1 pseudogene is annotated in these 221 nt (G+C 61.1%); it reads right to left on the bottom strand.

Annotated elements, in window-relative coordinates:
- Positions 1–221, bottom strand: a pseudogene (locus ACX9OT_RS21890) (IS3 family transposase); the annotation flags it as partial.

Genomic DNA, 221 nt, shown 5'->3' with positions numbered 1-221 from the left:
AAGGCATCGAGTTTTTTTAGGTAGTCGGTCTCCGCACGCAGATAGGCGACTTCCTTGAGCAGCTCATCGCGGCTCATATCTTCAGGCGGCTTGGACGAACGGGTCTTCTTCATCGGCTTTCGGGGCGGCGGCGGAGGGGGTGCCAACGCTTGGGCACCGCCTTGAGCATACAGGCGCCGCCATCGCCCCACCGCGCCGGCATCGCCAATTTGAAAGTAGGT

The sequence above is a fragment of the Stenotrophomonas genospecies 3 genome (assembly GCF_054473855.1).
Note: the sequence above shows the minus strand (reverse complement) of the source record. Positions and strands in the feature narration are given on the sequence as shown.